At 51.7% G+C, this 25,316-nt stretch carries 25 protein-coding genes; 18 read left to right on the forward strand and 7 right to left on the reverse strand.

Annotated features, from left to right (window positions below; translation table 11 throughout):
• Positions 1-285 precede the first annotated feature (285 nt).
• The gene (locus NA330_RS05960; RefSeq protein ID WP_001667677.1) at positions 286-393 is read right to left on the reverse strand and encodes a racemase; all 108 of its coding nucleotides are present in this window, start codon (positions 391-393) and stop codon (positions 286-288) included.
• 810 nt (positions 394-1,203) lie between these two features.
• Between NA330_RS05960 and NA330_RS05965 the strand changes: the two genes are divergently transcribed.
• From NA330_RS05965 to speB, 6 genes are all read left to right on the forward strand, one after another.
• A complete protein-coding gene (locus tag NA330_RS05965; protein ID WP_023241575.1) occupies positions 1,204-2,676 on the forward strand; it encodes a mannitol dehydrogenase family protein in 1,473 nt (490 codons plus the stop codon).
• A gap of 2 nt (positions 2,677-2,678) precedes the next feature.
• Positions 2,679-3,695 (forward strand): zinc-binding alcohol dehydrogenase family protein, encoded by a 1,017-nt coding sequence (locus tag NA330_RS05970; protein WP_000853913.1) that lies wholly within the window; start codon positions 2,679-2,681, stop codon positions 3,693-3,695.
• A 13-nt stretch (positions 3,696-3,708) separates the two neighbouring features.
• Complete coding sequence (locus NA330_RS05975; protein ID WP_000104231.1) at positions 3,709-4,716, forward strand: Ldh family oxidoreductase; 1,008 nt, start codon at positions 3,709-3,711, stop codon at positions 4,714-4,716.
• 38 nt (positions 4,717-4,754) lie between these two features.
• Positions 4,755-5,249, forward strand: coding sequence for a YhcH/YjgK/YiaL family protein (locus NA330_RS05980; protein WP_000965537.1), 495 nt, complete (start codon positions 4,755-4,757; stop codon positions 5,247-5,249).
• 223 nt (positions 5,250-5,472) lie between these two features.
• Positions 5,473-6,399 (forward strand): alpha/beta fold hydrolase, encoded by a 927-nt coding sequence (locus NA330_RS05985; protein WP_077943753.1) that lies wholly within the window; start codon positions 5,473-5,475, stop codon positions 6,397-6,399.
• A gap of 204 nt (positions 6,400-6,603) precedes the next feature.
• Positions 6,604-7,524, forward strand: a complete 921-nt coding sequence (gene speB, locus NA330_RS05990) for an agmatinase (RefSeq protein ID WP_000105550.1) — start codon at positions 6,604-6,606, stop codon at positions 7,522-7,524.
• A gap of 100 nt (positions 7,525-7,624) precedes the next feature.
• Here speB and NA330_RS05995 read toward each other — a convergent pair whose 3' ends face one another.
• Positions 7,625-8,383 carry a M48 family metallopeptidase gene (locus NA330_RS05995; RefSeq protein ID WP_000701830.1) on the reverse strand — a complete coding sequence of 253 codons (759 nt, stop codon included), beginning with the start codon at positions 8,381-8,383 and terminating at the stop codon, positions 7,625-7,627.
• A 275-nt stretch (positions 8,384-8,658) separates the two neighbouring features.
• Between NA330_RS05995 and tkt the strand changes: the two genes are divergently transcribed.
• From tkt to NA330_RS06030, 7 genes are all read left to right on the forward strand, one after another.
• Positions 8,659-10,650, forward strand: coding sequence for a transketolase (gene tkt / locus NA330_RS06000; protein ID WP_000098650.1), 1,992 nt, complete (start codon positions 8,659-8,661; stop codon positions 10,648-10,650).
• A 311-nt stretch (positions 10,651-10,961) separates the two neighbouring features.
• Positions 10,962-11,405 (forward strand): PTS mannitol transporter subunit IIA, encoded by a 444-nt coding sequence (gene cmtB / locus NA330_RS06005; protein ID WP_001518319.1) that lies wholly within the window; start codon positions 10,962-10,964, stop codon positions 11,403-11,405.
• Positions 11,406-11,432: 27 nt separating this feature from the next.
• On the forward strand, positions 11,433-12,812 hold the full coding sequence (locus NA330_RS06010) for a PTS mannitol transporter subunit IICB (protein ID WP_000400411.1): 1,380 nt from the start codon (positions 11,433-11,435) through the stop codon (positions 12,810-12,812).
• 23 nt (positions 12,813-12,835) lie between these two features.
• On the forward strand, positions 12,836-14,110 hold the full coding sequence (locus tag NA330_RS06015; protein ID WP_000853171.1) for a zinc-binding dehydrogenase: 1,275 nt from the start codon (positions 12,836-12,838) through the stop codon (positions 14,108-14,110).
• A complete protein-coding gene (gene glpX / locus NA330_RS06020) occupies positions 14,107-15,078 on the forward strand; it encodes a class II fructose-bisphosphatase (protein WP_023241573.1) in 972 nt (323 codons plus the stop codon). The genes NA330_RS06015 and glpX overlap by 4 nt, the downstream gene beginning before the upstream one ends.
• 213 nt (positions 15,079-15,291) lie before the next feature.
• Positions 15,292-15,801, forward strand: coding sequence for an MltR family transcriptional regulator (locus NA330_RS06025; protein WP_023241572.1), 510 nt, complete (start codon positions 15,292-15,294; stop codon positions 15,799-15,801).
• Positions 15,798-16,514, forward strand: a complete 717-nt coding sequence (locus NA330_RS06030) for a nucleoside/nucleotide kinase family protein (RefSeq protein WP_000684838.1) — start codon at positions 15,798-15,800, stop codon at positions 16,512-16,514. The genes NA330_RS06025 and NA330_RS06030 overlap by 4 nt, the downstream gene beginning before the upstream one ends.
• Here the strand turns inward: NA330_RS06030 and NA330_RS06035 are convergent.
• The 5 genes from NA330_RS06035 to NA330_RS06055 are packed head-to-tail and all read right to left on the reverse strand — an operon-like array spanning position 16,483 to position 19,568.
• Complete coding sequence (locus tag NA330_RS06035; RefSeq protein WP_023210130.1) at positions 16,483-17,172, reverse strand: ABC transporter ATP-binding protein; 690 nt, start codon at positions 17,170-17,172, stop codon at positions 16,483-16,485. The genes NA330_RS06030 and NA330_RS06035 overlap by 32 nt on opposite strands.
• Entirely contained in the window at positions 17,166-17,843 is a 678-nt protein-coding gene (locus NA330_RS06040) for an ABC transporter ATP-binding protein (RefSeq protein ID WP_001534176.1), read from the reverse strand. The genes NA330_RS06035 and NA330_RS06040 overlap by 7 nt, the downstream gene beginning before the upstream one ends.
• Positions 17,831-18,538, reverse strand: coding sequence for an energy-coupling factor transporter transmembrane component T (locus tag NA330_RS06045; protein WP_000553270.1), 708 nt, complete (start codon positions 18,536-18,538; stop codon positions 17,831-17,833). Before NA330_RS06045 ends, NA330_RS06040 begins: the two co-directional genes overlap by 13 nt.
• On the reverse strand, positions 18,539-19,117 hold the full coding sequence (locus NA330_RS06050) for an ECF transporter S component (protein ID WP_000124001.1): 579 nt from the start codon (positions 19,115-19,117) through the stop codon (positions 18,539-18,541).
• Positions 19,118-19,142: 25 nt separating this feature from the next.
• Positions 19,143-19,568 (reverse strand): PPC domain-containing DNA-binding protein, encoded by a 426-nt coding sequence (locus NA330_RS06055; protein ID WP_000218568.1) that lies wholly within the window; start codon positions 19,566-19,568, stop codon positions 19,143-19,145.
• A 373-nt stretch (positions 19,569-19,941) separates the two neighbouring features.
• Here NA330_RS06055 and epd point away from each other — a divergent pair, with 373 nt between their 5' ends.
• The 5 genes from epd to argO all read left to right on the forward strand — a co-directional run bounded on the left by epd (position 19,942) and on the right by argO (position 25,277).
• The gene (gene epd, locus NA330_RS06060) at positions 19,942-20,988 is read left to right on the forward strand and encodes an erythrose-4-phosphate dehydrogenase (protein WP_023241571.1); all 1,047 of its coding nucleotides are present in this window, start codon (positions 19,942-19,944) and stop codon (positions 20,986-20,988) included.
• Positions 20,989-21,009: 21 nt separating this feature from the next.
• Positions 21,010-22,173: a phosphoglycerate kinase gene (pgk, locus tag NA330_RS06065; RefSeq protein WP_000111274.1), complete on the forward strand. Its 1,164-nt coding sequence runs from the start codon at positions 21,010-21,012 to the stop codon at positions 22,171-22,173.
• A 101-nt stretch (positions 22,174-22,274) separates the two neighbouring features.
• Positions 22,275-23,354, forward strand: a complete 1,080-nt coding sequence (fbaA, locus tag NA330_RS06070) for a class II fructose-bisphosphate aldolase (RefSeq protein ID WP_000034387.1) — start codon at positions 22,275-22,277, stop codon at positions 23,352-23,354.
• Between the two features lie 226 nt (positions 23,355-23,580).
• Positions 23,581-24,441 carry a small-conductance mechanosensitive channel MscS gene (locus tag NA330_RS06075; protein ID WP_000389833.1) on the forward strand — a complete coding sequence of 287 codons (861 nt, stop codon included), beginning with the start codon at positions 23,581-23,583 and terminating at the stop codon, positions 24,439-24,441.
• 200 nt (positions 24,442-24,641) lie between these two features.
• Positions 24,642-25,277 carry an arginine exporter ArgO gene (gene argO / locus NA330_RS06080; protein WP_000626863.1) on the forward strand — a complete coding sequence of 212 codons (636 nt, stop codon included), beginning with the start codon at positions 24,642-24,644 and terminating at the stop codon, positions 25,275-25,277.
• Positions 25,278-25,316 lie beyond the last annotated feature (39 nt).

The raw sequence follows: 25,316 nt of genomic DNA on the forward strand, positions 1-25,316 counted from the left end.
TCAGCGATTAACCGGGCCTGCCGCCAAAAACAAGCCCGAAGAGAGGGAATCAGGCTTCGTAAACGCTCAGCTTATCCCAGTCAAACTCTACGCCAATGCCGTAGGTGTCCGGTGCCACGGCGCGATAATTGTCGACCACCAGCGGATGTTTGGTATATTGCTCGATCGGGAAACTGTGAACCTCCAGTCAGCCAGTCTCGAATGCGGAAACCAGTCTGATGTGTAATTCCTGCATACCGAGCGAGCATACCAAACGACCGCTATTCGTCGACAGACGCGCCGCCTTCAACCAGCCATTTTCCACAGCGGCAGTTTTTCACGTTTGCCTTTCAAATCCCAAAGGGCGATATCCACCGCAGACATCGCAAACGACGCGATGCCTCCGCAACCCATATAGTGAATATGCTATTCCATAAAGTCATAGATATCGTCAATCGCAGCGCCTCTTTCCCTGACAGTACCGGGGCAAGATCGTGATCGATCATCGCTTTAATTGCATACCCTCCCTTTCCGCCGGTATAGGAATATCCGGTGCCAGTTGAACCGTCTTCCAGCGTAATCGTCGTGGTTACCAGTTCGAAATGGCTATTATGCCATGTTTCGCGTCAACTAAGACCTCGGCCAGAGGGGCTTTGAAAGCTTTGTTTCAACGTGCCTAATCTGCGTCTTCATTAATTTTTTCCTGTTTTTAATCAATGGATTAATTTGACAATTACGTCTAAAGGCGGCTCACTCCCCATCGCTTTAGCAGCGACCCGGATGATCAAAACCGTAACTGATGTTCTTAGGTTAACGTTGATGCTGATAATAAATTGAGTTCATTAATTCACTAGACAAATTATCAGATTTGGTTTGCTGTATTTCGGGTAATTATTGAACCAATCATGCGTGACATATACGCTCGCAGCGGGCGTGTTATTCAATAAGATATTGTTTTTCATGGTGTTTAATGATTGCGGGTTGTATGGGCGGTATGCCAATTCGTGGCCGATTTTTCTAATCAAAATCACGCTTTTGTGAATCGTAAAATTTATCCTGACAAGCGAGTTTTATAACTAATTGATAAATAAATTATTTTTATTCATTGTCTATTAGTCGGCATACCAAGGTAAAGAATCTGGTGCCGTGAGTGTGATCGTATTCACGGATTTTGGTATGGTGTTTAAGCAGAATTGGTAAACAAAACAGGAGTGGGAAAAATTCATGGACACCATAGCTCGCCAGTTAGACGCCGCAAGGCACCAATTCAAAACAACTTATCCACGTCAGGGGATGGAAGCCAACATCGTACATATTGGATTTGGCGCCTTTCACCGTGGTCACCAGGCTGTTTATAACGATCTCACGAATGAGATAACCGGCAACCGCTGGGGGATTTTTGAACTGAATCTGTTCGGCGATGCGGAGCTGGTGGATGCGCTAAATGCGCAACAGGGGCTGTTTTCAGTGGTGGAAACGTCAGCCAGCGCCATCAATAGTCGCCTGGTTCGTACCATCACCGGCGCGTTGCATACGCCGAAGTCAGGTATTCAGGCGGCGATCGAGAAGCTGACTGAGCCGCAGGTAAAAATTGTTTCGTTGACGATAACGGAAAAAGGTTACTGCACCGATCCACGGTCCAGAACGCTCGATCTCAGCCATCCGCTCATCAAACACGATCTTGCCGATCCTGAACATCCCCGGTCAGCACTCGGACTGATCGTCGAAGCGCTACGGATACGCCGCCAGCAAGGGCTTCCCCCGTTTAGTGTACTGTCGTGCGATAACATTCCGGAAAACGGTCATTTGACCAAAACGGCGATCGTTACGTTTGCCGATAATCTCGATCCGCAACTGGCGGCCTGGATAGCGAAGCATGTCACCTTTCCTGGCACCATGGTCGATCGCATCGTGCCGGCAATGACGCCAGAGCAATTTGACATGATTAAAGACCAGATCGGTTTTGCCGATCCCTGCGGCATCGTATGCGAGGATTTCCGTCAGTGGGTTATCGAAGATAATTTCGTTGCCGGTCGTCCTGACTGGGATAAAGCAGGGGCGATGTTCGTCTCGGACGTGCTTCCCTATGAAGAAATGAAACTTCGTATGCTGAATGGCAGCCATTCGTTTCTCGCCTATAACGGCAGCCTGGCTGGATATGAGTTTATCTATCAGTGCATGGAAGACGACGCTTTTAAAACCGCCGTACATCATTTAATGACGGAAGAGCAGGCAAAATCGCTGCGCCCGAATTTGGCGGTAGATGTACATCAATATGCGCAGTTGCTCATTGAGCGATTCAGCAACTCGAACATTAAACATAAGACCGGACAGATTGCGATGGACGGTTCTCAGAAGCTGCCTCAGCGGGCCGTCGATCCTTATCTGACGCTCCAGGCGCGCGGCGTTAAGGGCAGGGCGTTAGCGGCGCTGATTGCGGGCTGGCTCCATTACGTCATTAATACCCTCTCTCAGGGGCAGAGTGTGGCCGACCCGCTCAATGATACCTTCAATGCGGCTATTAAAAATAAAAACACGCGATGGGAACAAGCGCTGTCTTTGCTGCAGATAAATAGCATCTTTGGAACGCTGGCCGGCGACAACGCAGACTTTTTAAACGACATTCAGCAGGCCTTTAACCATATTGAGTTACATGGCGTCACGGCCACCATTCACCGTTTATCTTCAAAGGGTTAAGTATGAAAACGCTTATCTGTAATAATCCGGGAAATATTGAATACATTGAAAGAGATATTCCTCATTTAAAAGACGATGAAGTACTGTTAAAAATTAAAGCGGTTGGTATTTGCGGCACCGATATCCATGCGTTTGCTGGCCGCCAGCCCTTTTTTGCCTATCCGCGCGTGCTGGGTCATGAAATTTGCGGCGTGGCGGAAATGTTGGGTAAATCGTGCAGCACGGCGAAGGTCGGCCAACGCTATAGCGTTATTCCCTGTATTCCTTGCGGCGCTTGCGCAGCCTGCCGGGAAGGAAAAACCAACTGCTGTGAGAACGTCTCGCTGTATGGCGTTCACCAGGACGGCGGCTTTAGCGAATATCTGGCCGTTCGTGAACAAAATCTGGTTGAACTGTCGGATAACCTCACCGACAGCGCGGGCGCGCTGGTTGAGTGTTTCGCCATCAGCGCCCACGCAGTACGCCGCGCTGACGTGAAGCCGCAGCAAAACATTGTGGTGGTCGGCGCCGGGCCGATTGGGCTGGCCGCCGCCGCGATAGCAAAAGCCAAAGGCGCTCGCGTCGCGGTAGCTGATATTGACGCCGAACGCCGTCGTCTGGTCGCCGAAAAGGTAGGCGTTGCAACGCTCGATCCGTCGTCAGACGACTATATTGATGCGCTGAAAGCCTGTTTCTCCGGTGAATTAGCCGGCACTGTGCTTGATGCCACCGGCAATAAATCCTCCATGAGCCGCGCTGTCGATCTGATTCGTCACGGCGGAAAAATCGTCTTCATCGGGCTGTATATCGGCGAGCTCGTCATTGACGATCCGACCTTCCATAAAAAAGAGACCACGCTATTGAGCAGCCGTAACGCGACGCGGGAAGACTTCGAATGTGTCATTGAGCTAATGGCTCAGGGCGCTATTAGCGAAACAATGATGAAAAACCAGGAATTCGATTTCTATACGTTCGGCAACCAGTACCAGAAGAACGTGGTAGAAAACAAAAAATTGGTTAAAGGCGTTATCAAATTTTAATAGCGGGATAGTTATGTCAACAATATTAGTCAAAGAAAATGAATTGAAAGCGCTGGCGTTTAATAAACTCACCCAGGCGGGTCTTGACGCGCAAACGGCGCAGCAGGTAGCCGACGTTTTGGTTCATGCCGATATTACCGGCGTTCACTCCCACGGCGTTATTCGCGTAGAGCACTATTGTACCCGCCTGAACGCAGGCGGGCTCAATCCAAAAGCAACATTCAGCATCGAACAGATTTCGCCTTCTGTCGCTATTCTGGACTCTGATGATGGAATGGGACACTGCGCGCTGATAAAGGCGACAGACCACGCTATTAGTCTGGCAAGAGAGACGGGGCTGGGCTTCGTCAGCGTCAAAAATACGTCCCACTGCGGCGCGCTCTCGTGGTTTATTGAGCAGGCGACAAGCCAGGGAATGGTGGCTATCGCCATGACGCAAACGGATACCTGCGTTGCGCCGTATGGCGGCGCGGAGCGCTTTCTGGGGACTAACCCAATCGCCTTCGGCTTCCCCGTTAAAGACAGCCATCCGATGATCGTCGATATGGCGACCAGCGCCATTGCGTTTGGTAAAATTCTGCACGCCAAAGAAACCGGGAAACCAATAGGTCATGGTCTGGCGCTGGATAAAGAGGGACATATCACTACCGATCCGCATAAAATTGAAAATCTGCTGCCCTTTGGCGGACACAAAGGTTCTGGTATTGCCCTGGCGATTGATGCGCTCACGGGCGTCCTGATGGGGGCAAACTTTAGCAACCATATTGTTCGGATGTATGGCGACTATGACAAGATGCGCAAGTTAGCGAGTCTGGTTATCGTTATTGATCCGCAGATGTTGGGCAATCCGCTGTTTTCCTCAATAATGAGCACAATGGTCAATGAGCTAAGGGCTGTAAAACCGATGCCCGGTGTTGATAAAGTGCTGGCGCCAAACGATCCGCAAATCGCCTATAAAGAAAAATGTTTAAAAGAAGGTATTCCTGTGGCTGAGGGTATTTACCAGTACCTGATTGGCTGATAATTATAATCACGACCATTATTTAGGATAACTATAGTATGCTATATGGAAATATAGAGCAGCTTACTTTATTACCTTACGTTAACCACATTATTAAAAAACTTATCATCGAAGCGGTGAAGATAGCTGAAGACCAGCCTGCTGGTAGATATGAACTTTCTTTCCCGGAATCATTTCTTATGATAAGCGAAGGAGAAACGCACTCTTCGTTAAACCGCAAAGCTGAACTTCATAAAAAATATATCGATGTTCAGATTTTACTAAGCGGTTATGAGGAGATTGGCTATTCCAATAAAATTGATACCAGGATAAAGGAGCTTGAGCATCTTCCTGATGACATCATCTTTCCTGAATGTGTCGCTAATGAGCAGTTCGTTACATTAAATCCTGGCGATTTCGCGCTTTTTTATCCCAACCAGATCCACCGTCCGCTTTGTACGCGTGGTAAACCTGCGCCGGTTAAAAAAGCGATTGTGAAAATTCCGGCCACGGCATTTAGCGAGTCAAGCTTGCCCTGTCAGACGAAGGAATAAAGAAAGCGCCAAATGCAATTCAGGAAGAGACCTTCAAGTCATCCTGAATTATAGCCAGAATGAATAAGGTGGCACTTTTCTGACTTCAGAGCCTTTTCGCGTTGAGGCTAATCGCGGAAAGGCTTTTTACGTTCTGTAAAAAGATGATGCGGGGTCTCCACGGTAAATAAGTGAAAATGATACGAATCGATTTTGATATTGTTTTTTGTTCAACCTGAATAATATGGTCTTTTACACGGAAAGTGATTGGCGAGGTGTTATGAATCATATTTTTAAATTCGCATTTATTTTTATTATCAATATTATATTTTTAATAAATGCTTCAGCAACAACGATGGACAAAGATAAATTTGTGGAAGCGAATGGTATCAAAATTCGTTACGTTGAAGAGGGCGAGGGGCCTCCGCTGCTGTTGATTCACGGTGGTGGTCTGACGGCGAAAAGTTGGCAGGGATTAGCGAAAGAAGCATCTCGATATTTTCGCGTCATCATGCCGGACAGTCGTGGACATGGATTAACCAATAACCCGCAAGGAACGTTTAGCTATGATCTGATGGCGGAAGATATGGCGGCTTTTGTTAAAGCGCTGAAGCTGGAAAAACCGCTGGTGATGGGTTACAGCGATGGCGGCATGGTCGTTCTGAAGTTAACCAGCCGATACCCGGATCTAGCGCGCGCTGCTATCGTCGGCGGCGCAACGCATCGCTTTGCTACGGCCCATTACATGCAGGGGATGGAAATTTTTTATGGTAAAGGAATGCCTCAGGGGCAATTGACGGATCGCGATCTGGATAAAATGGCTTCGGATGCGCCCGGGATGGTTAAATTTTATCAGAACATGCATCATCCAGAGCAAAAAGACTACTGGCGCACGTTCCTCAAAGGTGTCTGGCCAATGTGGACAACGCCCACATCGCTGGCGGAAGAAGAGGTGAAAAAAATCCACATTCCTGTGCTATTACTGGACGGCGACCGGGATGAATTTTTCACCGTTGAAGAGGTAACGAAGCTGTACCGGCTGCTGCCTCAGGCGGAGATGACCCTCATTCCCGGTAGCGGTCACGCCATTTTCCAGACGCCAGGAAAAACACCGCTGTTTTACGCATTAGTGCTTGAGTTTTTACAGCGGCAAATCCCTAAGGCTTCTTAACTGACCGCGATGGACGTATGAGCCTACTGATTTGCGCTGGATATATATTTTTTTCGGGCGTTGTCTACTGTACCTGGCTAAACTGACTTCAATAATGCGGTCTGTCAGAGTAAACTTTGAGCCGTAAACAAATTCAAACCCTTCCTCGTCGGGCCTAACGACGCGGGAGGGTTTTTTTATATTGACTAAGAAGAGGTTTTTGCCATGAGCACCTTAGGTCATCAGTACGATAACTCACTGGTTTCTAATGCGTTTGGTTTTTTACGTCTGCCAATGAACTTCCAGCCGTATGACAGCGATGCCGACTGGGTGATCACTGGCGTACCGTTTGATATGGCAACGTCCGGTCGCGCTGGCGGCCGTCATGGCCCGGCGGCGATCCGTCAGGTGTCGACCAACCTCGCCTGGGAACATCACCGTTTCCCGTGGAATTTTGACATGCGCGAGCGCCTGAACGTCGTGGACTGCGGCGATTTGGTGTATGCGTTTGGCGATGCCCGTGAAATGAGCGAAAAATTACAGGCGCACGCTGAAAAACTGCTGTCTGCAGGCAAGCGTATGCTCTCTTTCGGCGGCGACCACTTCGTCACGCTGCCGCTGCTGCGCGCCCACGCGAAACATTTTGGCAAAATGGCGCTGGTACATTTTGACGCGCATACCGATACCTACGCTAACGGCTGCGAATTCGATCACGGCACGATGTTCTACACCGCGCCGAAAGAAGGCCTGATCGATCCGCATCATTCGGTACAGATCGGTATTCGCACTGAGTTTGACAAAGACAATGGCTTTACCGTGCTGGATGCCTGCCAGGTCAACGATCGCGGCGTGGATGATATTCTCGCTCAGGTGAAACAGATCGTCGGCGATATGCCGGTCTATCTGACCTTTGATATCGACTGTCTGGACCCGGCGTTTGCGCCTGGTACCGGTACGCCGGTGATCGGCGGCCTGACCTCCGATCGCGCCATTAAACTGGTACGCGGTCTGAAAGATCTGAACATTGTCGGTATGGATGTAGTGGAAGTCGCGCCGGCTTACGATCAGTCGGAGATCACCGCTCTGGCGGCCGCGACGCTGGCATTAGAAATGCTCTATATCCAGGCGGCGAAGAAGGGCGAGTAAGTTGTTTTGCCGGATGGCACTGCGCTTATCCGGCCTACGCTTACCGGGCCTGTGTAGGCCGGATAAGGCGTTCACGCCGTCATCCGGCACTGTTCGAGGGTTATTTGATCCCGTCTGCGCTCATACGATCGCGCACATGCTGTGCGCGTGCGGCGGACGCCGGGTGATCGTCGAACATCGAGCTTTGACGACCCGCTTCCAGTTTTGCCAGTTTCTCAAAGCTGGTGGCGAGTCCTGCCGGACTGATACCGCGTTTGCGCAACAGATCGTAAGAATAATCATCCGCTTCGGACTCCTGACGCTGCGAGAACTGCGAGTTCACCAGTTTTTCGCCAAGATCGCCAAGCTGTGATTGCGACAGGCTGCCGACAACGCCTCCTGCCGATGCCGCCGCGACGCGCACGGCGTTAGTGCCCAGCGCGACCTGCATCCCTTTCTTTACATGACCCAGCGCGACATGGCCCATTTCATGGCCGATCACGGCTTCAACTTCGTTGTCGGTCATCATATCCATCAGTCCGCTGTAGACGCGGATACAACCGTTCGCCATGGCAAACGCGTTGACGTCTTTCGTCTCGTAAACCTTATAGTTCACCGGCTGGCCGTTAATGTTATCCCCCAGCGCGGCGGCAATTTTTGCCAGTCGTTTAGTGTATTCGCTGCTCGCCGGCGCGATTTTCGCTTTGCTGTCGAGCTCTTGACAGGATTGATCGCTCAGCGCTTTTACCTGCGCATCGCTTAACGTATAGGCCTGAAAAGCTTCAGCACCCGAAGAAAGCAGTCCATTAGAGTCCATATTCTGGCAACCGGTCAGCACCGTCGCCATGCCCAAAGCAAGCAGTAAAGCGCGAATTTTCATTTTTCTCTTCCATACGAATTAATATTATTTTGAAATGCGCCCGTTGCAGATGAATTAGCGCCTGGGTTAAGTATAAAGAAAAGCGTGGCAGGCAAGTTAGCTAATTGCGCAACATGCGAGCACGATCCGGAGATTTCTGAAGCGGTAAAAGGATGTTCCATGTACATGACGCGCGGCTTGGGGTAAATTGTTGGCAAATTTTCCGGCGTAGCCCAAAACGCGCTGTCGTCAAGTCGTTACGGGCATGGCCTTTCAACATCCGATCTGGAGTCAAAATGTCCTCACGTAAAGAGCTTGCCAATGCTATTCGTGCGCTGAGCATGGACGCAGTACAGAAAGCCAAATCCGGTCACCCGGGTGCCCCGATGGGTATGGCTGACATTGCCGAAGTCCTGTGGCGTGATTTCCTGAACCACAACCCGACCAACCCGTCCTGGGCCGACCGCGACCGCTTCGTGCTGTCCAATGGCCACGGCTCAATGCTGATTTACAGCCTGCTGCACCTCACCGGTTATGACCTGCCGATGTCCGAACTGCAGAATTTCCGTCAGCTACATTCAAAAACCCCGGGTCACCCGGAAGTGGGCTACACCGCTGGCGTTGAAACCACTACTGGCCCGCTGGGGCAGGGTATTGCCAACGCCGTCGGGATGGCGATTGCCGAGAAAACTCTGGCGGCGCAGTTTAACCGTCCTGGCCACGATATCGTTGACCACTTCACCTACGTCTTTATGGGCGACGGCTGCATGATGGAAGGCATTTCTCACGAAGTGTGCTCTCTGGCTGGTACTCTGAAACTGGGCAAACTGATCGCGTTCTATGATGACAACGGTATCTCTATCGATGGTCATGTTGAAGGCTGGTTCACCGATGACACCGCGAAACGTTTTGAAGCCTATGGCTGGCACGTTATCCGTGGCATTGACGGTCACGATGCCGACGCCATTAAACGCGCCACGGAAGAAGCTCGCGCCGTGACTGACAAACCGTCCCTGCTGATGTGCAAAACCATCATCGGCTTCGGTTCGCCGAACAAACAGGGTACCCACGATTCCCACGGCGCGCCGCTGGGCGACGCGGAAATCGCGCTGACCCGCGAACAGTTGGGCTGGAAGTACGCGCCGTTCGAAATCCCGTCTGAAATCTACGCCCAGTGGGATGCGAAAGAAGCCGGCCAGGCGAAAGAGTCTGCATGGAATGAGAAATTCGCGGCTTATGAGAAAGCCTTCCCGCAGGAAGCTGCTGAATTCACTCGTCGTATGAAAGGCGACATGCCGGCTGACTTCGATGCGAAAGCGAATGAGTTCATCGCTAAACTGCAGGCGAATCCATCCAAAATCGCCAGCCGTAAAGCGTCCCAGAATGCCATCGAAGCCTTCGGTCCGCTGTTGCCGGAATTCCTCGGCGGCTCCGCTGACCTGGCACCGTCTAACCTGACCCTGTGGTCCGGTTCGAAAGCGATTAACGAAGATGCCGCAGGTAACTACATTCATTACGGTGTGCGCGAATTCGGTATGACCGCTATCGCCAACGGTATCGCCCTGCACGGCGGTTTCCTGCCGTACACCTCCACCTTCCTGATGTTCGTCGAATATGCCCGTAACGCAGTGCGTATGGCAGCGTTGATGAAACAGCGTCAGGTGATGGTGTACACCCACGACTCCATCGGTCTGGGCGAAGATGGCCCGACGCACCAGCCGGTCGAGCAGGTGGCAAGCCTGCGCGTAACGCCGAACATGTCCACATGGCGTCCGTGCGACCAGGTGGAATCCGCGGTGGCGTGGAAATATGGCGTAGAGCGTCAGGATGGCCCAACCGCGCTGATCCTCTCCCGTCAGAACCTGGCGCAGCAGGAACGTACTGAAGAGCAACTGGCAAATATCGCCCGCGGTGGTTACGTACTGAAAGATTGTGCGGGCCAGCCGCAGATTATCTTCATTGCGACCGGTTCAGAGGTTGAGCTGGCGGTTGCCGCTTACGAAAAACTGACTGCCGAAGGCGTGAAGGCGCGCGTGGTTTCCATGCCGTCCACCGACGCGTTCGACAAGCAGGATGCGGCCTACCGTGAAGCTGTCCTGCCGAAGGCGGTCTCTGCGCGTGTGGCGATTGAAGCGGGTATCGCTGACTACTGGTTCAAATACGTCGGCCTGAACGGCGCTATTGTCGGGATGACCACCTTCGGTGAGTCTGCTCCGGCAGAGCTGCTGTTTGAAGAGTTTGGCTTCACGGTGGACAACGTGATCGCCAAAGCGAAAGCGCTGCTGTAATCCTTAATACGGCATGAAACGGGTCGCTTCGGCGACCCATTTTTTTAGATACATTTATTTTATCGCTAACAAGGCTTCATTTGTGATTTTTATCACAATTTTGATATTTTATTATTTATTGAATTTGCAATTAACATCACAAAATTAAACTTGCTTTTTATTTTTATAATTATAACAGATTGTTTTATAGATAAATTATAATCATGCCATTTTAAGCGCTCGCTTTTTCGCCTGGATTGATTTCATTTTGCCGCCCGCGTATTTTATTTTTAACGACAAGTTGTACCCTAAAAATAAAATAAGGATAGTTTATGCGGTTAATAGATTATTTTCCTGAAGCATCTATTACAATAAGGCCATTGGCACAAAATTGGCAGGAAGCTGTTGATTTTTCCATGTCATCTCTTTTGGCTAATCGTTATATAAATGAAAATTATATTCAGGCTATCAAAGATTCAACAATCAGTAATGGTCCTTACTATATTCTGGCACCTGGTGTCGCGATGCCTCATGCTCGCCCCGAATGCGGCGCGTTAAAAACCGGGATGTCATTAACATTGCTCAGGCAGGATGTGCAGTTTACCGACGAGGATGACGGCATAAAATTATTAATCGGCCTGTCAGCAGCAGATTCAGATTCACATATTGGCGCTATCCAGGCGTTAAGCGAACTATTATGTGAAGAGGATGTTTTAGCGGCGTTATTAGCTGCGAAATCAGAAAAAGAGCTGGCGGATATTATAGCTCGCGCATAATTATTCTCTCCTTTACAGGATATTAATATGGAACACAAGTCTGCTCGTGCAAAGGTCCAGGCTTTTGGGGGATTTTTGACCGCGATGGTCATTCCCAATATCGGCGCTTTTATTGCCTGGGGTTTTATCACTGCATTATTTATTCCAACCGGGTGGATGCCAAACGAGCATTTCGCCAAAATTGTCGGCCCGATGATTACCTATTTACTGCCGGTAATGATTGGTTCTACCGGTGGACATCTGGTCGGTGGAAAGCGTGGCGCCGTGATGGGGGGAATTGGCACCATTGGCGTTATCATCGGCGCTGATATCCCCATGTTTCTTGGCTCAATGATTATGGGGCCTCTCGGCGGTCTGGTCATTAAATATATTGATCGGTTGCTGGAGAAGCGGATTCCCGCCGGTTTTGAGATGGTGATTAATAACTTCTCGCTGGGTATCGCCGGGATGATTTTGTGCCTGCTGGGTTTTGAAGTGATTGGTCCGGCGGTACTTATTGCCAATAACTTTGTGAAGGAGTGTATTGAATCATTGGTACATGCGGGCTATCTGCCGCTGCTGTCTTTAATCAATGAACCGGCAAAAATCCTCTTTTTGAACAATGCCATCGATCAGGGCGTTTATTATCCGTTGGGAATGCAACAGGCGTCGGAAACCGGAAAGTCCATTTTCTTTATGGTGGCCTCTAACCCGGGGCCTGGCTTAGGTTTGCTGCTTGCCTTTACGCTATTCGGCAAAGGAATGGCAAAGAAATCTGCGCCTGGCGCCATGATTATCCATTTCCTCGGGGGGATTCATGAGCTCTATTTCCCCTATGTGCTGATGAAGCCATTAACACTCATCGCCATGATTGCCGGCGGGATGAGCGGAACATGGGTGTTTAACCTGCTGGATGGCGGCCTGGTTGCAGGGCCAAGCCCGGGGTCAATTTTCGCTTACCTGGCGCTGACGCCGAAAGGTTCTTTCCTTGCTACGATTGCTGGCGTAACGGCGGGAACGGCAGTGACCTTTATTATCACCGCTTTCATTTTGAAAATGGAAAAAAGTAGCGAAGCCGACAGCGAAGATACTTTTAGTGATTCCGCTAAAGCGGTGAAAGCCATGAAGCAAGAAGGCAAATTTTCATATCGCGACGTGAAACGTATCGCCTTTGTCTGCGATGCGGGGATGGGCTCCAGCGCAATGGGCGCCACAACGTTCCGCCGACGTCTGGAAAAGGCGGGCCTGACTATCGACGTTAAACATTACGCTATCGAAAATGTACCGGATGATGCCGATATTATCGTTACCCACGCCAGCCTTGAAGGACGGGTTAAGCGAGTCAGCGATAAGCCCTTAATACTTATTAAAAACTATATTGGCGATCCGTGCCTTGATGATTTATTTAACCATTTGACATCGAATTAATATTTCAGGTTTCTGGAGTAAATATGAAAACGAAAGTAGCTGCTATATATGGCAAGCGGGATGTCCGTATCCGTGAGTTTGAATTACCCGACATTACGGAGAATGAACTGCTCGTAAGCGTAATTTCCGACAGCGTATGTCTCTCTACCTGGAAAGCCGCTTTATTAGGCAGTGAACATAAACGAGTGCCAGATGATCTGGAAAATCATCCAGTCATTACGGGGCATGAATGTGCTGGAATTATCGTCGAAGTAGGAAAAAATCTGACTGATAAATATAAAAAAGGACAGCGTTTTGTTTTACAACCGGCGATGGGCCTGCCGAGCGGTTATTCTGCTGGCTACAGTTACGAATATTTTGGCGGTAACGCCACGTACATGATAATCCCGGAAGTAGCGATTAATCTGGGCTGTGTTTTACCGTATCACGGCTCATATTTTGCCGCGGCATCGCTGGCGGAACCGATGTGCTGCATTATTGGCGCTTATAACGCCAATTACCATACAACACCTTATGTTTATGAACATCGGATGGGAGTCAAACCCGGCGGTAATATCGCGCTCCTGGCCTGTGCCGGACCGATGGGCATTGGTGCGATTGATTATGCCATTAACGGCGGGATCCAGCCGGCGCGAGTTGTGGTGGTCGATATCGATGAAGCCCGCCTGGCGCAGGCTAAAAAACTGCTGCCGGTCAAACAGGCCGCTGAGAAGGGCATTGAGCTTATCTATGTGAATACCGCGGGCATGGCTGATCCTGCTGCGCAACTTCGGACATTAACCGATGGCGCAGGATTTGATGATGTCTTTGTTTATGCCGCCGTTCCGTCCGTCGTTGAAATGGCTGACGATCTTCTCGCCGAAGACGGTTGCCTGAATTTCTTTGCCGGGCCGACAGATAGCCAGTTCAAGGTACCGTTTAATTTCTACAATGTGCATTACAACAGTACCCATGTCGTAGGGACATCCGGCGGCTCCACGGAGGATATGAAAGAGGCTATTACGTTAAGCGCAACAGGACAGCTTCAGCCTTCATTCATGGTGACGCATATTGGTGGGCTGGATGCAGTACCGGACACCGTACTCAACCTGCCGGATATTCCCGGCGGTAAGAAGCTTATCTATAACGGCGTCACCATGCCGCTGACGGCGATTACTGATTTCGCCGAAAAAGGAAAAACGGATCCGTTGTTCAGGGAGCTGGCGCGTCTGGTTGAAGAGACGCACGGCATCTGGAACGAAAAAGCGGAAAGATACCTGCTGGCGCAATTTGGCGTGGATATCGGGGAGGCGGCATGATGTCTCTGGCATGGCCGCTATTTCGCATTACGGAGCAGGCAGCACTGGCTGCCTGGCCGCAAACCGGATGCGGCGATAAGAACAGAATTGATGCGCTGGCTGTTACCGCGATGCGACAGGCATTGAATGATATCGCCATCCGTGGGCGGATCGTCATCGGCGAGGGGGAGATCGATCATGCGCCCATGTTATGGATTGGCGAGGAGGTGGGTAACGGCGAGGGGCCGGAGGTGGATATCGCCGTCGATCCTATAGAAGGCACCCGAATGGTCGCCATGGGACAAAGTAATGCGCTGGCCGTCATGGCGTTTGCGCCCCGGGGCAGCTTGTTACATGCGCCCGATATGTATATGAAAAAGCTGGTTGTAAATCGGCAGGCGAAAGGCGTGATTAATCTGGCGTTATCGTTAACCGATAATCTGCGAAATGTCGCCAGGGCGCTAAATAAGCCGCTGGAGGATCTGCGTATGGTCACGTTAGATAAACCGCGGCTGAAACCAGCCATTACACAGGCGACGCAACTTGGGGTTAAGGTATTCGCTCTCCCCGATGGTGATGTGGCGGCCAGCGTCCTGACCTGTTTGCAGGATAACCCTTATGATCTGATGTATACCATTGGCGGCGCGCCTGAAGGCGTAATTTCCGCCTGTGCGGTAAAAGCGCTGGGCGGTGATATGCAGGCGGAGCTGCTCGACTTTTGTGAAGCGAAAGGGGACAACGCTGACAACCGCCTGGTGGCGCAACAGGAGCGTCAACGCTGCGAAGAAATGGGCGTTGCGGTTAACCGTGTCTACTCCCTTGACGAGCTGGCTGCCGGTAACGACATTCTCTTTAGCGCGACGGGCGTTACGGGCGGCGATCTGGTTAACGGGATCCAACGGGTTGCGAACGGTGTGCGCACGCAAACTTTACTGATCGGTAGCGCAGATCGAACGTGTAATATTATAGACTCTCTGCATTCATGGTGACTTATCCCCGTCATTCTTCACGTTGCAAGTACGTTGGCGACGCGCGTTCACACCAGTCACTTACTCATGTAAGCTCCTGGTGGTTCTCTCTCTTGCCGCTTGTCTGCAACTCGAATTATTTAGGGTATATACTCTGGGCTTTTCAGGATAAAGGACGGTGGCAAGTCCACGCCCACCTGTAGCTTGAAAGACGATGAGTATATCGGGACACAAATGACGACGCTGACAGAAGACGATGTGCTTGAGCAACTGGATGCTCAAAATAATTTACTTTCGTTTATGACGACGGCACATAACATTTTGCTCCAGGGCATTAAGCGCTTTCTGCCGTCGCTATTTGTCGATAATGATGAAGAAATTGTGGAATATGCAGTGAAGCCGTTACTCGCCCAAAGCGGGCCGCTTGACGATATCAACGTTGCATTACGTCTGATTTATGCGCTGGGGAAAATGGATAAATGGCTCTACGCTGACATCACCCATTTTTCTCAGTTTTATCAGTACCTGCATGAACAGGACGCGATTCCCGGTTTTGCCGACGACATTACCTGGGACTTCATCAGTAACGTTAACTGTATTACCCGTAATGCGCCCTTATATGGCGCGCTGGAGTCGATGAAGTTTGCCGACTTCGCCGCGTGGTCTGAGGTGCGCTTTACCGGTATGGTCAAAACGGCGATGGCGCTGGCGGTAACGACAATTTTAAAGGAATTAACGCCGTGAAAATCGCATTAACGGTTAATGGGCTGCACGTTGAAGCACATTATCATGATGATGAAATAGAGAAGGTTCACAAGCCCTTACTGCAACAACTGGCTAAAATACATGCCGCTAAACCTGAGCGCCGTACCATCGTTTTTCTTAGCGCGCCGCCCGGCACAGGCAAATCCACGCTGACCACCTTCTGGGAATATCTCTCTCGTCAGGATGCTGGCCTGCCGGAAATTCAAACGCTTCCCATGGATGGCTTTCATTACTATAACCGCTGGCTGGAGGCGCATCATTTACGTGCCTGTAAAGGCGCGCCGGAAACCTTTGACGTTGATAAGCTGGCGGAAAATCTGCGTCTGGTGCGGGCTGGCGAAGCGACCTGGCCGCAGTACGACCGACAGCGGCACGACCCGGTGGAACACGCTGTTGTGGTCACGGCGCCGATCGTGATTGTGGAAGGAAACTGGCTCCTGCGTGATGACGACAGATGGCGCGCGTTAGCGGAGTTTTGCGATTTCTCATTATTTATTCGCGCCCCGGCGGAAACCTTACGCGCCCGGTTGATTGGACGTAAACTGGCGGGAGGATTATCACAGGCGGAGGCGGAAACCTTTTATGAACGCACCGACGGCCCAAATGTGCGCCGGGTGCTGGAAAGTAGCCTGCCAGCCGATCTCATGCTGGAAATGACCTCTACGGGCGAATATCGGATGGCGTGTCCTTAATGATGTTACGCGGCGTTATCGCGCCATTATGCAGCCGTACCACCCGTGAAAAATGACGCCGGGTAAACGCAGCGTCATGGCTAATCGCCACGACGCTGGTTCCCCGTGCCCGGCATGTCGCCAGCCAGTGTTCAAATACGGTTAGCCAGTGGGCGTCAAAATCCCGGCTGGGTTCATCCAGCAATAACACCGGCGGCGCCATCGCCTCCAGACTGGCGACCGCCACCATCCGGCGCTGCGCGGCGTGCAGATCAAGCGGGTGCGCCTCGGCGACGTCCGTTAGCTGGCATAACCGCAGCGCGGCCTGCGTGCGCCGTGAAATTTCCTCCGCCGATAAGCGTTGTAGTTTCAGCCCAAAAGCGACCTCTTGTGCGACATTGCTGTGGAAAATCTGGTTTTCCGCTTCCTGAAAGAGTACGCCGATAGCGGCGGCGCGTTGACGATTTTTAAGCTGCGCAATCGGCTCTCCATTAAGCGTTACCGAGCCGGAAGCGGGGGAAAGCAGGCCGGCCATAATCCGTAACAGCGTTGATTTTCCCGCGCCGTTATCGCCGGTCAACGCCAGCCATTCGCCGTCACGAAGTTCAAGCGAGATAGCGTGCAGACAGTCGGCTGCGGCATCCGGCCAGCGATAAGCGACCTGATTTAACGTCAACATAATGGGGTTAGCGCTCCGTCGCGCAATTGCCATACCCGCTGGCATCGCGTCAGAAAAGGAAAGTGATTACGTTCAAAAAGCACAATGAGAGAATGACGTTCCAGCGCCCACTGTTGTAACCGTTCCAGCAGTGTCCCGGTGGCCGCTGACGTCAGCCGACTGAAGGCTTCATCAAGAACTAATAATCTGGGCTGCATGGCAAGCGCGCTGGCAATCACTACCCGCTGCGTTTCGCCGCCGGAGAGCGTGCCGGGATGACGATGGCGTAACGACTGGCAGTTTGTCAGAGTCAGCGCCTCGTCAATGCGCCGTAGAATCTCCGCTTCATGGAGGCCGAGATTCTCCGGGCCAAACGCCACCTCTTCCTCTACGCTAAAGGTACAGCCGGAAAGCTGTAAATAAGGCGATTGCTGCACCAGCTGGATGGTGGGCGACTGTTCTACCAGCGGGAGCTGCCCGATAGGGACGCCAAGCAGTAAGCCTGTGCCGTCAATATCACCGGGGAGATAATCCGGATACCAGCCAGCCATCAGTTGCGCCAGCGTACTTTTTCCGCTGCCGTTATCGCCGACTATCGCCACTATTCCGGGTGTTGAATAGTGGAAATCAAAACATGCCGGCGGGCGTGTCGCATCGGACGGAAGATAACGAAACTGCTCTAACGTAACCATATCCATACTCCCGCTTCCGCCAGTATTAGCAGTACCATGCCATACCGCGCAACCCGTTGTAACATGCTATCTTTCGGCGCCCACAGCGTGGTTCGGGCTCGATGCAGCCGAAACCCCCGCATATCCAACGCCGCGCCGCGTATTGTCAGATCGTTAAGCGCATTTTGCGTAAGCGGCACGATCAGCGCAGGCATTGCCCGTAGCCGCTGATACCAGCCTTCATCCAGCGGTACGCCGCGCGCGCGCTGGGCTTCATGAACGATCGTCAGTTGTCGTTTGAGCTGTTCGACGACCAGCAGCGGGCCAGCGAACAGGTAAGCGATGCCGGGTGGCAGACGTGAAGCGAACAGGGCGCGAATAAACCGCTGAACCGGCACATACTGCATCCATAGCTGCGACGTCGACACGATCGCCAGCAGACGTAGCCATAGCGTAACGGCATATACCCAGCGCTGCGGATCGCGAGGCTGCCCGCTTATCCATTCCGTTAGCCAACCGCCATGTACCAGCCATAGCCCAAACCCTAAAGACAGCATCAGCCAGGCGACATACTTCGCCCGCCGCCGCGTTGATTTCAGCGCCAGCAGACAGAGGAAGGCCGCCGCGCTATAAACCGGGAGCACGGTCTGCGCAGGGAGTAGCAGCGTGGTGCAGGCCGCCAACGCCCATAAGGTTAACGAGGTAAACGGATGCATTTAGCGTACGGCTGACATCGCAGGAAAATGCCGTGTCGTACGTAACGGTAGCTGACGCAGCAGCACCCAAACGATGATCGCCGTCAGAATTTTATCGACCAGATTAGCGCCTATGACGGTAATCGCGACCGACTCCACCAGGTTTTGGCCCATTGAATGCATCCAGGCGACGAATAAATCAGCGCCGCTGCCGGTAACGCCGCCAAAAAGCGCGGTACGAAGCGGTACGGCGACCAGCGTCACCGCTAACGTAATGACGACGCCGCTGACGATCACTTTGGGCAGGGTACGAAACCAGCCTGCGCGTGCCAGCCACCCGGCGACCAGACCGATAACCATCGCTACCGGGGCAAACGCGGCAGCGATAGGATCGGTAAGCAGCCCCCACAGCAAGTTGGTCAGAAGCCCAGTCAACATGCCGATGAACGGTCCTAACAGTACCGCACTAATTAAGGTGCCGATCGAGTCGAGAAAAATAGGCAGCTTCAACATGCTAATAAGCTGTCCGCCAATCATATTGATGGCAATAGCGATGACAATCAGCACCAGAGACTGGCTGGAAAACGGGCGACGCGCCATAAAGTACCTCTTAAAGAGTCGTCAATTAACGGGAAGAAATATGCAGTTCGTCATAACCGGAAATGGCGCACGGTTGACGGCTGAACGTCAGCGCTGGCAGCTCGCCGATAACCAGTTCCAGCGTGGTACGCACGGTACACCCTGGCATCATATGGCCGCCGAGCATGGCCCCGTAGGGATCCGATACCGCGAGATGCAGATGCTCGCCGGTCAATTCAAGCGTGCCGTTTAGCGAGATAACTTCAAACGTGCCGGTGAGCGATGTGGTCGCCTCTTGCCCGGCATAACGCAGCGCAACATCGGTCAGACTGCCGGTACACCCTGCTATCCAGGCGGCACGTAATTGGTTCTGTTGCACAAAGGCGTGTAATTGGGAAAACACTTCCTGGCCGGGAAGCAGACGAAGCGCGTAAAAGCGCGCTGTAGAGGCATTGTGGTGAGATACAGTCATCGTTACAGGACTCCGAGACTCGGACGTGGCGCTGATAATATAGACGCTGGCGACAGCGCTTTCTGATATAAATCAGTATTTGTGACGCGACGATGAAAAGATCTGACGGATGTACTGGTGATTCTTAAATATGGAATAAATTGCAGCGTAAGCGGCCATGAAATGTGATGCAGGTCAGATAACTGTCTTCTTCGACTGGACAAACATTCCTTTTATTCCCCGTTTCGCTTATTCTAGCTGAAGCGTTTCAGTTAATTAAATGTTCGACAATTAACCAATCAGTCGCAGTTTGCGACAGGTGAGGTTTTACTCGACGATGAGCTGCATTACTCTGTCAGCCTCATCTGAATCGGGATAGCCTTGCAGGAGACCTATGACCGTACGCATAGCGATTAATGGCTTTGGTCGCATCGGGCGTAACGTGGTTCGTGCTTTGTATGAATCCGGACGTCGGGCGGAAATTACCGTGGTAGCCATCAACGAGCTGGCGGATGCCGCAGGCATGGCGCATTTGTTGAAATACGATACCAGCCACGGGCGTTTTGCATGGGAGGTTCGCCACGAGCGCGAGCAGCTTTTTGTCGGCGACGATGTCATTCGTATTCTGCATGAACGAACGCTGGCGGATCTGCCGTGGCGCGAACTGGGCGTGGATATCGTGTTGGATTGTACGGGCGTATATGGCAACCGGGAGCATGGCGAGGCGCATATTGCCGCTGGCGCGAAGAAAGTGCTCTTTTCTCATCCGGGCAGCAACGATCTTGACGCCACCGTCGTTTTTGGCGTGAACCAGAACCAACTGTGTGCGGAACATCGTATTGTCTCAAACGCATCCTGTACCACGAATTGCATAATTCCCGTCATTAAATTGTTGGATGATGCTTACGGCATCGAGTCTGGTACCGTCACGACGATCCACTCCGCGATGAACGATCAGCAGGTGATCGACGCGTATCACTCCGATCTGCGGCGCACGCGCGCGGCCAGCCAGTCGATTATCCCGGTAGATACAAAACTGGCGGCAGGCATTACGCGTATATTCCCGCAGTTTAACGATCGTTTTGAGGCGATTGCGGTGCGCGTTCCAACCATTAATGTGACGGCGATCGATTTAAGCGTGACGGTGAAAAAACCAGTAAAAGCCAGTGAAGTCAACCAGTTGCTGCAAAAAGCAGCACAAGGTGCATTTCATGGTATAGTTGACTATACGGAATCACCGTTGGTCTCGATAGATTTTAACCACGACCCGCACAGCGCCATTGTTGATGGCACGCAAACCCGGGTCAGTGGCGCCCACCTGATCAAGACGCTGGTCTGGTGCGATAATGAATGGGGCTTTGCTAACAGGATGCTCGACACCACGTTAGCGATGGCCGCAGTTGGTTTCAGGCTCGACGCGTCAGCGTCGACAAAACTTTAAGCATCATTGAGAGGATTCACCATGTCTGTAATTAAGATGACCGATCTGGATCTGGCCGGGAAACGCGTTTTTATCCGTGCGGATCTGAACGTACCTGTTAAAGAAGGGAAAGTGACCAGCGACGCGCGTATCCGCGCTTCTCTGCCGACCATTGAACTGGCTCTGAAACAGGGCGCGAAAGTGATGGTAACTTCCCACCTGGGTCGTCCTACCGAAGGCGAGTACAACGAAGAATTCTCTCTGCTGCCGGTTGTTAACTACCTGAAAGACAAACTGTCTAACCCGGTTCGCCTGGTTAAAGATTACCTGGACGGCGTTGACGTGGCCGAAGGTGAGCTGGTGGTTCTGGAAAACGTTCGCTTTAACAAAGGCGAAAAGAAAGACGACGAAGCGCTGTCTAAAAAATACGCCGCCCTGTGTGACGTATTCGTGATGGACGCCTTTGGTACTGCGCACCGCGCGCAGGCTTCTACCCACGGTATCGGCAAATTTGCTGACGTTGCGTGCGCAGGCCCGCTGCTGGCCGCTGAACTGGATGCGCTGGGCAAAGCGCTGAAAGAACCGGCTCGTCCGATGGTGGCTATCGTTGGTGGTTCTAAAGTATCTACCAAACTGACCGTTCTGGATTCCCTGTCAAAAATCGCTGACCAGCTGATTGTCGGCGGCGGTATCGCCAACACCTTCGTTGCCGCTCAGGGCCACAGCGTCGGTAAATCCCTGTACGAAGCTGACCTGGTTGACGAAGCAAAACGTCTGCTGACCACTTGCGATATCCCGGTTCCGACCGATGTTCGCGTTGCCACCGAGTTCTCCGAAACCGCACCGGCGACTCTGAAATCCGTTAACGACGTGAAAGAAGACGAGCAGATCCTGGATATCGGCGATGCTTCCGCTCAGCAGCTGGCTGAAATCCTCAAGAATGCCAAAACCATTCTGTGGAACGGCCCGGTTGGCGTGTTTGAGTTCCCGAACTTCCGTAAAGGGACTGAAATCGTGGCGAATGCCATCGCTGATAGCGAAGCGTTTTCCATCGCTGGCGGCGGCGACACCCTGGCGGCAATCGACCTGTTCGGCATTGCTGACAAAATTTCCTACATTTCTACTGGCGGCGGCGCATTCCTCGAATTCGTGGAAGGTAAAGTTCTGCCAGCCGTAGCGATGCTCGAAGAGCGCGCTAAGAAGTAATCGTTACGGGCAGGGATTCCTGCCCGTTGATTTATCGCCGATCTGACATTCAGGGCGGCCCGTGTTTTTTCCCAAAGCCCGACGATACAGGACAACGAAACATGTCTAAAATTTTTGATTTCGTAAAACCAGGCGTGATCACTGGTGATGACGTACAGAAAGTGTTCCAGGTAGCAAAAGAAAACAATTTTGCTCTGCCGGCAGTTAACTGCGTGGGCACTGATTCCATCAACGCTGTTCTGGAAACCGCTGCAAAAGTTAAAGCACCGGTCATCGTTCAGTTCTCCAACGGCGGCGCGTCCTTCATCGCGGGTAAAGGCGTGAAAACTGACGTACCTCAGGGCGCGGCAATCCTGGGCGCTATCTCTGGCGCGCATCACGTTCATCAGATGGCTGAACATTATGGCGTTCCGGTTATCCTGCACACTGACCACTGCGCGAAGAAACTGCTGCCGTGGATCGACGGTCTGCTGGACGCGGGTGAAAAACACTTCGCGGCTACCGGTAAACCGCTGTTCTCTTCTCACATGATTGACCTGTCTGAAGAGTCTCTGCACGAAAACATCGAAATCTGCTCCAAATACCTGGCGCGCATGTCCAAAATTGGCATGACTCTGGAAATCGAACTGGGTTGCACCGGTGGCGAAGAAGACGGCGTGGACAACAGCCACATGGACGCTTCTGCCCTGTACACCCAGCCGGAAGATGTTGATTACGCGTACACTGAGCTGAGCAAAATCAGCCCGCGTTTCACCATTGCCGCTTCCTTCGGTAACGTACACGGCGTTTACAAACCGGGTAACGTGGTTCTGACCCCGACCATTCTGCGTGATTCTCAGGAGTATGTTTCTAAGAAACACAACCTGCCGCACAACAGCCTGAACTTCGTTTTCCACGGCGGTTCCGGTTCTACTGCTCAGGAAATCAAAGACTCCGTAAGCTACGGCGTAGTGAAAATGAACATCGATACCGATACCCAATGGGCAACCTGGGAAGGTGTTCTGAACTACTACAAAGAAAACGAAGCGTATCTGCAAGGTCAGCTGGGCAACCCGAAAGGCGAAGATCAGCCGAACAAGAAATACTATGACCCGCGCGTATGGCTGCGTGCTGGCCAGACTTCGATGATCGCTCGTCTGGAAAAAGCATTTAAAGAACTGAACGCGATTGACGTTCTGTAATATAGTCTGCTGATTGAAATGGCTTCCCTTGGGAAGCCATTTTTTTATCGTTATTTCCGGAGAGCGGCGTTAGTTAGCGCTTTCATCCGGCCAATACACAATGTACCTGCCTTTTTTGGGATGATGCCGAAAAATGGCATATTCCTCTGTTTTTGTTTACCTTTAAAAAGTTCTTTTCGTGAGAATGATCTCATTTGCTTGTTTTGCTATGACCAAGGAATATTGAATGGAAGATTTGAATGTTGTCGACAGCATAAATGGTGCGGGCACCTGGCTGGTACGCAACCAGGCGTTATTGCTCAGCTATGCTGTGAATATTGTTGCGGCTATCGCTATTATCATCATCGGCTTGATTGTAGCGCGCGTGATCTCCAATACGGTAAATCGTCTGATGCGTGCGCGTCATATTGATGCGACAGTGGCCGACTTTCTTTCTGCACTGGTGCGCTATGGGGTTATCGCTTTTACGCTGATTGCGGCTCTGGGTCGTGTGGGGGTTCAAACCGCCTCGGTTATTGCCGTACTGGGCGCCGCTGGTTTAGCCGTTGGCCTGGCATTACAGGGATCGCTTTCTAACCTTGCGGCTGGGGTATTGCTGGTTATGTTCCGTCCGTTCCGCGCCGGTGAGTATGTCGATTTAGGCGGCGTTGCCGGTACGGTACTGAATGTGCAAATCTTTTCCACAACAATGCGCGCGGTAGACGGCAAAATTATTGTGATTCCGAATGGCAAAATTATCGCGGGAAATATCATCAACTATTCTCGTGAGCCGGTTCGCCGTAACGAATTCATTATTGGGGTGGCCTACGATTCGGATATCGATCAGGTGAAACAGCTGCTAACGACGATTATCGAGTCCGACGATCGTATTTTAAAAGATCGCGAAATGACGGTGCGTTTGAATGAGCTGGGCGCCTCATCAATTAATTTTGTGGTGCGTGTCTGGAGTAAAAGCAGCGACCTGCAAAATGTCTACTGGGACGTGCTGGAACGTATTAAACGTGAATTCGACGCCGCTGGTATTAGCTTCCCGTACCCGCAGATGGACGTCAATTTTAAACGCGTGAAAGATAACGCCGCGGAGTAATTTTTCTCCCGCGCTGCCTGCCGGCGCTGCGCTTATCCGCCTCCAGTATTCTCTGGTTATTGAGCGGATAAGCGTAGCCGCCATCCGTTATTCAGTCTCTTCATTAGCTTTTCTTATTAGTGATTAAAATTATCAATTTCCGCTAATAATATTCCCGCGCTATAGTCTGCCTTTAAGAAAAACAGCTCAGGGTAGTTAACGTGATATCTTATTATTTTCAAGGGTTTGCCCTTGGCGCCGCCATGATCCTTCCGCTTGGCCCGCAAAATGCGTTTGTGATGAATCAGGGAATTCGCCGCCAGTACCACCTCATGATAGCGCTGCTTTGCGCGTTAAGTGATTTAGTCCTGATTAGCGCCGGTATTTTTGGCGGCAGCGCGTTGCTGATGCAGTCGCCGTGGCTGCTGGCGCTGGTCACATGGGGCGGGGTCGCGTTCTTGTTATGGTACGGTTTTGGCGCGCTGAAAACGGCAATGAGCAGTAATCTGGAGCTGGCCAGCGCCGAGGTTATGAAGCAGGGGCGCTGGAAAATTATTGCTACGATGCTGGCGGTAACGTGGCTGAATCCGCACGTTTATCTGGATACGTTTGTCGTGTTGGGCAGTCTCGGCGGACAACTGGCTATGGAGCCAAAGCGCTGGTTCGCCCTCGGCACGATTAGCGCGTCGTTCTTATGGTTTTTTGGGTTAGCGCTACTGGCGGCCTGGCTTGCGCCTCGACTGCGTACGGCGAAAGCTCAACGCATTATCAACATTCTGGTTGGGGTGGTGATGTGGCTTATCGCCTTCCAACTGGCGCGGGAAGGCGTCGCGCATATGCACGCGCTTTTCAACTAAGCGTTATCTGATGGACAACAGGCCGATATCCGCTAAGCT

The sequence above is a fragment of the Salmonella sp. NW722 genome, from assembly GCF_051702785.1.
Lineage (GTDB): Bacteria > Pseudomonadota > Gammaproteobacteria > Enterobacterales > Enterobacteriaceae > Salmonella > Salmonella enterica.